The organism is Acinetobacter sedimenti (assembly GCF_022601685.1).
Lineage (GTDB): Bacteria > Pseudomonadota > Gammaproteobacteria > Pseudomonadales > Moraxellaceae > Acinetobacter > Acinetobacter sedimenti.
Window position 1 is genome coordinate 1 of sequence record NZ_JAKUML010000023.1, and the last position, 13,874, is coordinate 13,874.

At 40.7% G+C, this 13,874-nt stretch carries 12 protein-coding genes and 1 tRNA gene; 10 read left to right on the forward strand and 3 right to left on the reverse strand.

What is annotated here, in order from left to right; translation table 11 throughout:
• Positions 1-148: 148 nt before the first annotated feature.
• From MKI79_RS11130 to MKI79_RS11150, 5 genes are all read left to right on the forward strand, one after another.
• Positions 149-1,156, forward strand: coding sequence for a quinone-dependent dihydroorotate dehydrogenase (locus MKI79_RS11130; RefSeq protein ID WP_241573614.1), 1,008 nt, complete (start codon positions 149-151; stop codon positions 1,154-1,156).
• A gap of 75 nt (positions 1,157-1,231) precedes the next feature.
• A complete protein-coding gene (locus MKI79_RS11135; protein ID WP_241573616.1) occupies positions 1,232-1,816 on the forward strand; it encodes a CvpA family protein in 585 nt (194 codons plus the stop codon).
• A 113-nt stretch (positions 1,817-1,929) separates the two neighbouring features.
• Entirely contained in the window at positions 1,930-3,471 is a 1,542-nt protein-coding gene (gene purF / locus MKI79_RS11140; protein ID WP_241573619.1) for an amidophosphoribosyltransferase, read from the forward strand.
• Between the two features lie 244 nt (positions 3,472-3,715).
• On the forward strand, positions 3,716-5,599 hold the full coding sequence (locus tag MKI79_RS11145) for a M48 family metallopeptidase (RefSeq protein WP_241573621.1): 1,884 nt from the start codon (positions 3,716-3,718) through the stop codon (positions 5,597-5,599).
• Between the two features lie 191 nt (positions 5,600-5,790).
• Positions 5,791-5,864, forward strand: a tRNA-Trp gene (locus MKI79_RS11150).
• Between the two features lie 144 nt (positions 5,865-6,008).
• Here MKI79_RS11150 and MKI79_RS11155 read toward each other — a convergent pair.
• Entirely contained in the window at positions 6,009-6,917 is a 909-nt protein-coding gene (locus MKI79_RS11155) for a hypothetical protein (protein ID WP_241573625.1), read from the reverse strand.
• A 182-nt stretch (positions 6,918-7,099) separates the two neighbouring features.
• Between MKI79_RS11155 and MKI79_RS11160 the strand changes: the two genes are divergently transcribed.
• The gene (locus MKI79_RS11160) at positions 7,100-7,459 is read left to right on the forward strand and encodes a hypothetical protein (protein WP_241573628.1); all 360 of its coding nucleotides are present in this window, start codon (positions 7,100-7,102) and stop codon (positions 7,457-7,459) included.
• Positions 7,460-7,606: 147 nt separating this feature from the next.
• Here MKI79_RS11160 and MKI79_RS11165 read toward each other — a convergent pair whose 3' ends face one another.
• Positions 7,607-8,200 carry a DUF805 domain-containing protein gene (locus MKI79_RS11165; RefSeq protein ID WP_241573630.1) on the reverse strand — a complete coding sequence of 198 codons (594 nt, stop codon included), beginning with the start codon at positions 8,198-8,200 and terminating at the stop codon, positions 7,607-7,609.
• A gap of 77 nt (positions 8,201-8,277) precedes the next feature.
• Positions 8,278-8,778 (reverse strand): hypothetical protein, encoded by a 501-nt coding sequence (locus MKI79_RS11170; protein ID WP_241573633.1) that lies wholly within the window; start codon positions 8,776-8,778, stop codon positions 8,278-8,280.
• A gap of 660 nt (positions 8,779-9,438) precedes the next feature.
• Between MKI79_RS11170 and MKI79_RS11175 the strand changes: the two genes are divergently transcribed.
• The 4 genes from MKI79_RS11175 (at position 9,439) to MKI79_RS11190 (ending at position 13,873) form a co-directional block, all read left to right on the forward strand.
• Entirely contained in the window at positions 9,439-9,756 is a 318-nt protein-coding gene (locus MKI79_RS11175; RefSeq protein WP_407651647.1) for a helix-turn-helix transcriptional regulator, read from the forward strand.
• Between the two features lie 589 nt (positions 9,757-10,345).
• On the forward strand, positions 10,346-11,542 hold the full coding sequence (locus tag MKI79_RS11180) for a YagK/YfjJ domain-containing protein (RefSeq protein WP_241573636.1): 1,197 nt from the start codon (positions 10,346-10,348) through the stop codon (positions 11,540-11,542).
• 210 nt (positions 11,543-11,752) lie between these two features.
• Complete coding sequence (locus MKI79_RS11185) at positions 11,753-12,757, forward strand: DUF932 domain-containing protein (protein ID WP_407651648.1); 1,005 nt, start codon at positions 11,753-11,755, stop codon at positions 12,755-12,757.
• A gap of 111 nt (positions 12,758-12,868) precedes the next feature.
• Positions 12,869-13,873 (forward strand): YqaJ viral recombinase family nuclease, encoded by a 1,005-nt coding sequence (locus MKI79_RS11190; protein WP_241573641.1) that lies wholly within the window; start codon positions 12,869-12,871, stop codon positions 13,871-13,873.
• Position 13,874: the final 1 nt, after the last annotated feature.

Consider the following 13,874-nt stretch of genomic DNA (forward strand, 5'->3'; position numbering starts at 1 on the left):
GTCAACGTTCTCCATTAGATTATGAAAAGGCCCATCAAAAGATGGTTATGTGTGTCTAGAATTTTGGTGGCTATTCACCCTATATTTTTGTGTATAGTTCACGTACACTATTTGGCGAATTTTTCAATAAAATACCTGTCAAATCGCAATGTTATATTCCTTAGCTCGCCCAATGTTGTTTAAGCTCGAAGCCGAACGTGCTCATGAAGTGACTTTATCTTCACTGAAAATCGCTCACAAGCTTGGCTTGGTCCAAAATATTTATAAACAATATCAAAAGCCTGTGACCTGTATGGGTATTCAATTCCGAAATCCAGTTGGACTTGCCGCAGGTTTGGATAAAAATGGCGACTACATTGATGCGTTAGCAGCATTAGGTTTTGGCTTTATTGAGATTGGTACAATCACTCCACGTCCACAATCGGGCAATCCACATCCACGCTTGTTCCGCCTACCTGATGCCAAAGCGATCATTAACCGTATGGGCTTCAATAATGATGGTGTAGATAAGCTCGTTGAAAATGTTAAAAGTGCAAAATTTCAAGGTGTGCTTGGCATTAACATCGGTAAAAATGCCGATACACCAGTGGAAAATGCCACAGAAGACTATTTGATTTGCTTAGAAAAAGTCTATCAATATGCGTCGTATGTCACGGTCAATATTTCCTCACCAAATACCAAAGGTTTGCGTAGCTTGCAGAGTGGTCATGCGCTGACTGAACTTTTAGAAACTTTAAAAAATAAACAATTAGAGCTTGCAGAACAATTTAGCTTTTATGTACCGTTAGTGCTCAAAGTTGCACCTGATTTAACGGCTGAAGATATTGAGTTTATTGCAGATCAATTGCTCAAGTTTAAAATTGATGGTTTGATCGTCACTAATACGACATTAGGACGAGAAGGTGTCGAAGGGATGTTGCATGGCGATGAACAGGGCGGTTTATCTGGTGAGCCTGTTTTCACAAAAAGTACCAAATGCCTCAGTCAGTTTTCCAAAATATTACAAGATCAAATCCCATTGATTGGTGTCGGTGGTATTCTGTCGGGTGAACAAGCAGCACTAAAACGTGCTTCAGGTGCAAGCTTGGTGCAGATTTATAGTGGTTTGATTTATACAGGTCCGAATCTGATTGCAGATTGTGTTGAGTCTTTTTAAATCTGATTTTTAATTCAATATTTTTGATTGAGTGAAAGTACCGATTAAAGGTTGAGTATTGTTGAGTAGAAGTGCATGAACACCCTTGATATTATCATGATCATCCTCATTTTGATCAGTACCATGAATGGTCTGCGTCAGGGTTTGATTCATGCCTTAGCCAATCTGATTGGTTGGGTACTTGCATTAGTCTGTGCAACGAAATTTAGTGAATCTCTGCGTCCGCTGATGGGTTTCATTAGCCAAGATCAGACGGTTCAACATATTGCTGCCTTTATTGCGATTGTTTTGGTTGTTGTGATTTTAACGTGGACACTGGGATATTTGTTGCATCAAGTAGTCAAAAAGTTGAAATTGTCTTGGTTTAATCGCTTGGCAGGCGGTGCATTTGGTTTTGCAAAAATGGCTGTAGTATTTTTGATCGCCATCCATATCTTGCAAGGTTGGTTTGCGCAAACCAAAATGTGGCAAGATTCAAAAGTGATCGAATGGCTTCAACCTTATGCCTCACAAACCATTGAATATTCACAACAGATTGTACAAAAAACGACTGCTGAGATAGAAAGCTTCAATTCTGATGATCATTCTAAAGCGCAAGATGATATAATATCGCCCTCGAATGGGGAAAATCAGTCTAAGACTGCCAATCCATTCTTATAGAACAATTTGAAAAGCTATTCCATATCAATTCGAATAGATCTTTAAATGGTTTTATGTTGTTGTTTTAACACTCGTTTTATCTATGAAGTTCCTAGCCAGTCTGCGAGGTTTCTATGTGTGGTGTGGTTGGTATAGCTGCGAAGTCGCCAGTAAATCAAATGTTATATGATGCGTTAACCATGTTACAGCATCGTGGACAGGACGCAGCAGGAATCATTACCTGCCATGATGGGCGTCTATATCTCCGTAAAGACAATGGCATGGTGCGAGATGTATTTCATACACGCCACATGCGTGCTTTAGTCGGCAACTATGGTATCGGTCATGTTCGTTACCCGACCGCAGGCTCATCAAGTAGTGCAGAAGCACAGCCGTTTTATGTCAATTCACCATATGGTATTTCGCTTGCGCACAATGGCAATCTGACCAATGCGGCAGATATTCATAAAGATTTATTTAGTGCAGATTTGCGTCATATTAATACGGATTCTGACTCAGAAGTTTTGCTCAATGTCTTTGCGCATGAATTGCAAAAATGTGGCAAGGTCAACCCAAGTGAAAAAGATATTTTTACCGCAGTAGCAAGCGTGCATGAGCGTTGTAAGGGTGCTTATGGCGTGGTGGCATTGATCACAGGTCATGGCTTGGTGGGCTTTCGTGATCCGAATGGTATTCGTCCTTTGGTTTACGGTTCTCGTGAAACTGATACAGGTATGGAATATATTATCGCATCAGAATCAGTTGCGATTACTTCTCTAGGCTTTAAGGTTGAGCGTGACCTCGAACCGGGTGAAGCGATGTTTGTAGATAGCAAAGGTAATCTTTTCCTACAGCAATGTGCGACTGCGCCATTACATCGTCCATGTATTTTTGAATATGTGTATTTTGCTCGTCCAGATGCCACACTTGATGGGATTTCCGTCTACAAAGCTCGCTTGAAAATGGGTAAAAAACTTGCTCATAAAATCCTTAAAGAGTGGGGCAAAGATCACGAGATTGATGTGGTCATTCCAATTCCAGATACTAGCCGTACATCTGCGCTTGAGCTTGCCAATTATCTTGGTGTGAAGTTCCGTGAAGGTTTTATGAAGAACCGCTATATCGGTCGTACCTTCATCATGCCAGGTCAGCAACAACGTAAAAAATCTGTCCGTCAAAAGCTCAACCCTGTAGAGCTTGAGTTTAAAGACAAGAATGTATTACTCGTCGATGACTCCATTGTACGTGGTACAACCTGTGAAGAAATCATTCAAATGGCACGTGACTCAGGTGCGAAGCAAGTGTTCTTTGCCTCTGCTGCACCAATGATTAAATTCCCGAATGTCTATGGGATTGATATGCCTGCGAAGTCAGAATTAATCGCAGCCGATCGTACTGTGGATGAAGTTCGTCAAATGATCGGGGCAGATCGCTTGATTTTCCAAGATTTGGAAGACTTAAAAGCTGCTGTACGTACTAAGAAAATTCCAAAAATCACTGAGTTTGATTGTGCGGTATTTGATGGTCACTATGTGACAGAAGGCATTGATGCTGAGTATCTAAAACGTCTTGAACAGAGCCGTAATGACACTGCCAAGAAGAAAAAAGATGGCTACATTGATGTCAATGTCGATGCGGCATCGGTCGATCTTACTGGCATCAAAGAAGACGCTTAAGATCCATAGTGCTTGATTTAGTGCGAATAAAAAGACGTTTAGGCTGAATGGTTTAAACGTCTTTTTTACATATTATTTTTTTAGATATTTTTGATTTCTTAGATTAGCATTTGAAATCTCACCATTTCATCGCATTATTCTAACGGACACGCTTGCGATACGATTCAAAATGAGTTATCACTTAGAAAGTGTTGTATAAAACACAGTATTGATATGTTTTTAGCACTTATATTTCGGTCTAAATATGATCACTTTTCGGCTTCATCTGTTCAAACTTCCTTTGGTTTATGCACTTGCATTGATCATAGTGATTGCTGTGATTAATTTTATTCTTGGGCTGATTGTTCATTTTATTGATACAACGCAATTGATTTGGTGGCATGTACTTAGTCCTGCAGTGATTATTGGGATTTTTTTGTTGTGTGGTCTAAATACTATTTATCGTCAGATTATATACAAAGGTGATGGGCGACTCATTGCACGGCATCTTCGAGCAAAAAGTATAGAGCGTCTAAATGCTGTGCCAAATGAGAGTATCGCACTAAAAATTAACGATGAGATTGCGAGTCTTTGCGGAGTAAAACCTGCTTATTTATTTGTATTACCTGATGAACTCGGCGTGAATGCGTTTACTGTTGGTTTTTCCGAAAAAGATGCCAGTATTGTATTGACTTGGGGTGCTTTACAGGCGATGGACTATCCTGAAATTAAAGCAATCATTGCACAGCAGTATGTACATATCCAATCTCGTGCATTTGTCGAACATACTCGATTACTCATTTGGTGCAGTGGTTTTTTATTTTTTTCACAGCTTGGTAGTTTGTTTGTTGTAAAAGGCACGAAGCGTAAATCGTTGGTCATGGATAGTAAGTTTGCAGCGATCTATGTGGCATGGGGTGGATTTATTTGGCTCTTGGGTAGTCTTGGGGTGCTTACTAGTCGTGTGATGAAGTTTCTACTTTATGTGCACCGTGAGTATCGAGTTGATCAGCAAACTTTAAACTTCGTTGCGGAGGAGGACTTGTTACACGCACTGAGTCGTATCTATGTGCATACTTATGGCTCACAACTCTTTCGAGTAGAAAGTGAAGCACTTGCACATATGTGCTTTGCTAATGCGTTGACTGAACAAAGTTGGTTTCGAGTGCATGCGATTTTGAGTGATCGTATTGACCAGTTGCATGATTTGCATAGTCAAATTCTTAAATTTAAAAATAATGGCAATGTGATTGATTGGAAAAAACTTGCCACACGATTCTTATTACCAACCAATGAGAACCGAGTGCTTGAGATTTTTGATACGACCAATCAATTTTCAATACAGCCATCGCCAGTGCTCAGGTTTTCACCGATTAGCTTTGCAACCAAAGATGCGATGAAACCGCTTAGTCTTGAGCTTAGGCAAGGTTGGCAACGCCCCGATGTGATTATCCGTGCAATGCAAACTGCGACAGGTAGCCGAGAAGTAATTTTGGCAATATTTATGATTCGCCAATACCGTGAATTTATTCCTGAATATGCAGAAGTGAGCAGGGCAATCGTTGAGGCGTTATTAAAGCTCGACGGTCGTATTCATTTGCAAATTTTTGATGAAGCGTTGCAATATATTGATCGGATGCCAAATATTATCAGTCATCATTATTTGAAAAAAATTGCTTCTATTATTCAGGCAGACGGGGAAATTGGCTTACTAGACAGTTTGCTCTTTGATCGAGTGAAGTCTACGCAATCTTTGCTTGAGCCTGCACTCCCTGTAATTCGTGAAAATTGTTTAACTGAGCTAGTCGTTGTGGTTGATGCGATGTTGCATGTTCAGCAGATTGACAGCCTAATGCAAGTGAAAGTACGTCAGCGCATTCTCAAAAAGATTCTTAAACATGATGAGTTGTCTGCCTATCAGCGCATTACAGAGCATGAAATTGATCTAGGGCAGTGCCTACAAAGCATCTCAGGGCTTTTGTATCGTCAGAGAATGTATTTGCTTTCTGTGATTGAACGAGAAATTTGGTCAAGTCGAATCATCAGCCAAGATGAACTCGATGTGTTAGAATTACTCTATTGGCGCTTTGGCTTTGAATCGGATACGATTGTCGATCGGATGCTTAAGCACAATAGTTTAATGTTTTAAGTGCCTATAGCTCTTTTTCCTTTAATGCTTTTTGGTATATATGCTATCCCATTAGAGCCATGAGATTTCAATAAAAATGATTTTAAAATTGGCTGGAAATGGTTTAGAAATGTGCAGTCGAACGAAGAATTGTTGTATTGAGCGAAAGGCTATGTTATCTTTCGCATCGTCTTGATAGATCAGACAGATAGAGAGGATTGGTGTAATGGTAGCATGACGGTCTCCAAAACCGTTCGTCAAGGTTCGAATCCTTGATCCTCTGCCAAATTATTAAGAAACCTGTTGATATTCAACAGGTTTTTTTGATTTAAATAATTCTACCCCTCATTAATGCCCACATTAAAATTTGGATTGAATGATTGCTCTTAGGACAAAATAGAACAATTACTATATAGCTTTTGCAGTTTTATCAATATTTATCTTTCCCATTTTCATCCGTCATTTCTTGTTCATACTCTTTGTTAATGAGACGCTCAAGCAGAATATGTTCTTTTTCGTTATGAAACTCTGCAAGTTTAAGTAGACGTTCTCTGCCTTTTTTTGTAAGAGGGATATGATACTTAGTAGACTCTCTCCCTGATAATCTATGTTTTTGCTGACTCCAAGATTTTGTCATGCGTCCAAACTCAGCTTGGAAGGCGACAGTGCTATCTTTGTCCCAATAAAGTATATCAATACATAAAATCAGAATATGGTACAAATCCTTGTTTTCAAATTTATCTAAATTATCAAAACCTTTTATAGTTACTAAATGATTTTTCAACCATAAAAGTTGTTCCTCATCATCTTTGCCTAACCATTCGATATATTTTTCTGGAGCAACTCCATCTTCATATCTTCTTTTCAATCTTTCGATATGCTCATGTTCATCATTAAATTGTTGTGTTGATACGGAGATTTTAAATATGATCGACGTGTAAAACTTTTCGAGTTCAAGCTGAGGGTTATAATCAACAATTGCTTTTAAACTCTTCTTACGCAGAACAAAAGAATTTTTAATATGAAATAAGAAAAGTAATTGTCTTAGGTTGGTTCTATTGATCCAATAGTATTTATCATCAGGAACAAGAGATTGTATGCACTCATTCTGAATGCTATTCACATTCAAATTATTTCGCATCATAAAGCCAAAGGCTTGTTCTTTTAATCTTTCAATATCGTCACTAACCTCAGGATAAATTATGTCTGCATTTTCAGCATTACACAGATATTGAACTAACCATAGTAATTCTCGATAAGTAATATTTGCCGCCCATACATGACCATAAGTTTTTATAAAAAAATTTTCCTTCATTTTTGAATAATTATCATTTGACATTTTATCACTGTAGAATTTTTGTGGATAGTTTTATGAGTTTATTATTTTTTGTTGTAGATTCCAAGTGTCCTTTGCGTGGAATTTGTGAATAGTAAAACTGCTTCAATGCAACGATTTATGGGTACATATTATCTCCTTGAGCCACTTTTGGCTCAATTCAAATATATCGTGGAGAAAATGAAATGACAATACTTTGCCCAAAATGCAAATCCAAACACATCCTCACCAAACACACTGCCCGAAAAATTTGTGGTACAATTGGTGCAACTACTGCAACAATGGGTGGTGTTGCTACGACGCTATCCGCCGCTAAAATTGGCGCAAGTTTTGGTATGGTGGCAGGTCCCATTGGTTCCGTCTTGGGCGGAATAACCAGTGCTGTTCTCGTTGGCTTAGTTTCAGGCGTAGCGGGATGTAGCGCGGGGACTGCGCTCGGGGAAATGGTTGATACCACCATTTTAGATAATCACGAGTGTGTTCGTTGTGGTCACTGCTTTAGCCTAGCTCGTGCTGATGAGACATCATCTGCTGAAGGCTATTGAAATAATTTATCTTGATCATCCGATCAGCCAAGTGGCTGATCGGATGAAATTATTGAATAAGCAGTTTTGTTTTAGTTGTCTGAAATCACTCTAAGGATAATCCAAGCAAATTACGATAGGTGGCGTGACTTTTCTCCTGATGTGTGATTACTTGCTGGGTTGACCATATTGATTGGCATGTTGATCGCCCTCTTGGGCAAACCAGATCAAAAGTAGAATTAAGCCAATAATTGGAATCGCACTAATCCAGTACCACCAACCTGACTTGCCGATGTCATGAAGGCGACGTACCGAAACACTGAGTACAGGTAAAAATATCATCAGCATGTATAGCAAATAAAACAACATCTCTGTTTCAAAAATGACATCCAAAATCATTGCGCATACAAAGCCGAGCATATTGAATAACATAAAGAACCAATATTCTTTTCGGCGTGCTCGACCTTCAAAGGTGACATAGTGTTTAAATGCTTTCAACGCCCAATCAATAAAGTTGTACTCGCTTTCAGGCTTGTCGGTATTGACTGATGGATGAAACGTCACTGTATTGCTTACACCAATCGCTTTATAAACACCGACCGCCATGCCTTCGCTATCTACATCAAAATCAACGCGTAGACCACGCACTGGTGTCATGGTTTCTTTCCACTCACTGCCTTTGAAGTGATACCGCTTTTGGTCATTGCCACTGATGACCCCTGTATTTTGCTGTATCGAAAAATCTAAAATTTGTCCTTGCATGTGAATCCCCTGATCTAATGCAAATTATTCTCTGTAAAAATCGCTAGTACGTTGCGATGGATTAACAGAGCAATGCTTTAAAAGTTAAAAACAAACTCACCAACATCTGTGCTGACACTCACTTCCTTGATGGCATTGACATTACAGCCCATAAAAGCAGTTCTGACATGCCCAAACTTTAAGGTGCCATGACCTGCCCATTGTCTATGCCAAAATTTTGGTGCACAGGTATTGCCTCGATTGATCGTCACGTCATAAATTTCTACTTGATCGACGATTGCTGTCATATTTAGTTGTAGAAAGGGGTTTCCGCCGATGTCGTATTCCTCGCTTAAATGAAATTCAACAGGTGGTTCATCACTTTGATTGATGTACTCATCAACCCCTTCAAACCATGATTCAGAATCTACGTCTTCCTCAGTAGTCATGTTGTCTGCAACTTCATTGCTGAGTTCGGTCAGGTCAGTTTCGGCATTGATGGTCGATATGTCTTGCTGTTCTGTTGGGGGCTGATCAACAGATTGATTGCAAGCCGAGAGACTCAGTGCAATCAGTATTCCCCATAGTGTTGTTTTCATAATAATTCCCATGTCATCATTTTTTACAGTGCGCAAATATCCTGCATCGACAGCATTGATGGTCTGCGACGGTGATTTTTTTAATCTCGAATGTGGATGCTTAATGCTTTAGCGTGTGATAAAGCATTTGCCAATCCGTACAGCAAGACTGCATTAGATTTGCATGTAATGAGAACAAGGCTAAGAACTTGAAAATAATAGACTGTGCATGAGGCACAGCAAAGCAATGAACTGAGGTCATGGCTAACTCCTAGGATATTAATAGAGTTCTACCAAATCACTGCTAAATGATGGTGGCAGAACGAAAGGGGGTTAGCAGACTGATCCTAAGAAATCAGCACACCCGAAGGTGTCCCCCTCACGTTCCGCCGTAGAGGGGGCACGAGGGATTACACGCTAAAAAATGAAATCTTTTAGCGCTCTTAGGAAACGGTCTGCTAAAACCGACTGACCATGTGGGTCAGCTTGCACAGGATACGGTGCAGGGCTTGGCAGTGTCAAGCAAGGAAGTCAGCCTTGTCCTAGGCTGTACGCAATTTTTTATTCCGTGGACTGTGTTATGGAAGAACACCGAGCACGACAGATTGAACAGGACAAATGATCCAGTCCATCGTGACAGGTTCTTCTTCACTTTTAACCATCAATGTGGAGTAATAAAACATGAGCAACTTAAACTCAGCCACTCATATAGATACAGCGAAGAAAGCTACGGCAAATATGGATAGTGTAAATGCAGAAGTCGTTCCTGCATCATCACCTCGTCGGATGCTTCGGATTAAGCAGGTGCAAGCCCTAACTGGATTGTCACGATCGGCGATCTATGATCGGATCAACCCTAAATCGAAACGCTATGATCCTGCATTTCCCAAAGGGATTAAGCTCTACGCTTCAACACAAAGTTCAGGTGCAGTTGGATGGAATGAGCAAGCGATTCAAGCATGGATTGAGCAGCGCATACACGCCTGCCTTGATGCATAAAAAGCGTCATAACTTGATTGCATTTTTAAACTAGAACAACTCTTCAATTCAATTCGCCATTCCCATATACCGTCTGTGTTGGATGATCTTGTCTAAGTGCATGAAATTGCACAAATCATTTTGGTACTTATATGATTAATATACCTAATCTAATACCACTCACTAAGTATCAATCACTTGGTATCAACGACTGAGTATGAAGATGATTGTGTTACTCATGCTATTCACGATAAAGTCGTTGAGTACGCTAGATTTACTATGAGTAATACGACTGTCTAATCATCGTTCACTAAGAACAATTGTCTTCATGACACTGTCATACATCCACTGTGACCATCTATCATGTATTGCCTAATACAATCCATGCTGTATTGATTCATCACTTAACCTACTGATCTTACTAGCTGTATGCCTTGCTTGAGGCAGGTATTGTCACGCCTGTTAAAAAGTGGATGTACAGCTTGAAGATGGTTGAGCTAGTGAGCGCTGTATTAGCTTGGTGCTTCGCTGTATAAGCCAAATATTTGTTTAGTAAAAAGACTTCATCACACAGACACGGTCATGGGATGGCACATACGGAGCCATTCAAATGATTAACCTGAATAAACTTGAACGACTGCATAAACTTGACCAAGAGGAATATGCACTATGGTGTCATGACATTGCACTGATTAAGCGCTTGGTCAATGCTATAAGTAAACCAAGAAAGCCTCCAACTGAGATATTTAAGGAATTTAAGCGCTACTACTTCCCAGACTATCTTTGCAAAAAGAACCCTAAACTAAACGTTGATCCACACCAAGAATTTCGTGATCAGTATGACTTCGCAGATCACTTGATCTATGCCATATCAAAAGTGATCGACATTGAGCGCTCTTATCCATTTAATCGCTATCCACTCTACCTTGACCGCTTTATTGAGCGAGTCACAGAATTCGGTTTACATCGTATGATGGTTCTTGATCGTAAAGCATTGAGCTATGAAGTGATACGACGACTCAATGATTGTATTTATGAAATCTACTTAGACATCAAGTCATTACGAGCCAAAGCAGAACTGAAGCGTGTTCGAGATAAACAACGTCGCCAAGTAAAAAGTGCGCATGAGTATATCGACGGCTTGTTTATACGCCACTCCCGCCTGTTGGTGGTTCGCTTAGACTTTGGCTATGGGGAATATGCTGATTCCAGTCTTGAGCAGTTGTGTGATCATCGGGATCAACTATTGCAATACCTGAGAAAAAAACATCCCAGTAAGGCTTTAGTTGGCTATATTTGGAAGATGGAGTACGGCTTTAAGAAAGGCTATCACATACACTGCATGCTGTTCTTCGATGGTGCAAAGGTACAGCAAGGCATTACTCACGCTAAGCTGATTGGTGACTACTGGGATAAGGAGATTACTCAAGGTGATGGCAATTACTATAACTGCAATGCCAAAATGGATGACTACAAATACTGTGGGCTAGGCATGGTATCGCATCATGAAACACGCAAGATTGACAATGTAAAGCGGGCCAGTATGTATCTGACCAAACATGATGAATGGATTGAGCTATTACATTATGGTTATCAGTATGGTGATGCTCATGACGGCGACGATCTCGATTTCGACGACTCAATAATGCAGCATACACCGATCACTAAACTCAGAGTCTTTCGTACAGGTCAGCATGGCGAACTTCTGCCTCGACGAGGCAGACCAAGATATGCGGATGGTTTAGTGCATGGTTTAACACATGACTCAACACATCATTCAGTGCATGGATTGGATGATGACGACTAAGATGAGTAGTGCATCGCTTTAGTTTTCTGAACAGTCTTTTAGATCAATTCATGTGGAGTGAGCCTTTACGAGGGCTCATTCTGCTTTGCATTAACGAACATCAGAGTGCGCAATCATGAAAGCATTCCAGTTAATTTCACATACATATTATCGCCATGAACTATTCAACTTCAATACAGGAGAATCATCATGGCACATCAAGTTGAAACAATGGCGTTTGTCGGTAAAACCCCTTGGCATGGTTTAGGCAATGCACTTAGTCCCAATCAACCCATTGATGTTTGGGCAAAACAAGCTGGTATGGATTGGCAAATCGAGTCCTCAGATGTCAGCTTTATGGCAGACAGTCTATGCGGTGGACAATTGATTAAACCGTATAAAGAACAGCGTGTACTGTTTCGTTCCGATACACATACCCCACTGTCGGTAGTCAGTCAGCGTTATCAAGAAGTACAGCCTCGTGAGATTTTAGAATTTTATCGAGACTTAACCGAACAGTCAGGCTTTGAGTTGGAAACTGCGGGTGTAATCAAAGGCGGTAAGAAACTGTGGGCTTTGGCGCGTACAGGTCAAACAGGCGCATTAAAAGGCAAAGATGTCAGCAATGGTTATGTATTGCTGGCAACAGCCTGTGATGGCACCTTAGCCACCACTGCGCAATTTACCTCAATCCGTGTGGTGTGTAATAACACCTTAGCGATTGCACTAAGTCATAAAGGCAATGGCACGGGTATTGTTAAAGTGCCTCACAGCACAAAATTCGATGCTGAATCTGTGAAACAACAATTGGGCATTTCTGTGCGAGCGTGGGATGAGCATTTATATCAAATGAAGCAATTGACGCAACGTAAAGTCAGTCAGCAAGAAGCTGCCTTGTATTTCGATCAAGTGTTTAATGATTATCACGATGTGTATCCGCATCAACTGCAACGCCCATCGTTGCATCTACAAGGTACAGCATCATCAAATCAAAAGGCTGAACCGAATGGTCGAGCCATGTCAAAAGTGATGACCATGTTTAATGGGCATGGACGAGGTGCAGAATTAAGTTCAGCTAAAGATACTGCGTATGGCTTACTGTGTGCTATGACTGAATTTGTTGATCATGAGCGCCGAGCCATCAGTACCGATCATCGATTAGATTCTGCTTGGTTTGGTGCAGGTTCGGCATTAAAGCAACGCAGTTTAGATCAAGCACTTCGTTTAGTTGCATAGTCACTTAACGCATAAATCCGAAAACTTACTCTATCTAGCCATACCGAAATCGGTATGGCTTTTTTAACCGTATTTGAAATAAACCCAATCAATCTATCAAAGGACAGCAATATGAATATGCAAACCAAGATTGTACCCGCTACCGCAAAACGCTTCGCCAATACCAAAGGCATCAGCCGTGAAGATTGGTTAGCTATCCGCAAGCAAGGCATAGGCTCAAGTGATGCCGCAGCAGCCTGTGGACTGAATCCCTACCAAAGCATGTTAGAACTGTGGATGATTAAAACAGGTCGGGTTGCCCAGCCTGCGGAAAGCTCTACAGACAATCATTACTCACCGCTGTATTGGGGACAGCAACTTGAACCCTTAATTGCCAAGTTTTATCAACTCAAAACAGGCAATAAAGTCAGACGTATCAATAGCGTGCTTCAACACCCTGATGCGGATAAAGCCTTTATGTTGGCAAACTTAGACTATGCCGTGGTGGGTAATGAGGATGTCCACATCCTTGAATGCAAATCGGTCGGTGAATGGGGCACTAAAAACTGGCGACATAGCGTGCCTTTATATGTACTGATCCAAGTGCAACATCAATTGGCTGTGACAGGCAAACAGACTGCACATCTGTGTGCCTTGATCTGCGGACATGAAGCAAAAATCTTTACCATACAGCGAAATGAAACCGTGATTGCACAATTGATCGAAGCCGAGCGAAAGTTCTGGAATTGTGTGGTTCAGGATATTCCGCCCAGTGTTGATGCGTCTGAATCTTCTGCCAAAGCTATCCAACAGCTTTATCCTGAACATCGTGCTTTACACAAAGTCGATTTCAGTGAAGATGAAAATGCCAATGCGCTCTTTGATGACTTAGTAAAGAACAGCCATCTGATCGCTGAACATCAACTGCGCTATGACCAACTGAAACATCAATTGCAAATGCAGATGAAAGATGCAGAACAAGCGATCTTTAAATCAGGCACGATCTACTGGAAGAAAAGTAAAGACAGCACCATCCTCAACCAAAAGGCATTACTTAAAGATCAACCGAACCTGCTAAAGCAATATCCACAAAGCAAAGCAGGCTCACGGCGCTTTGTTGTCAATCTGCCCAATTAGC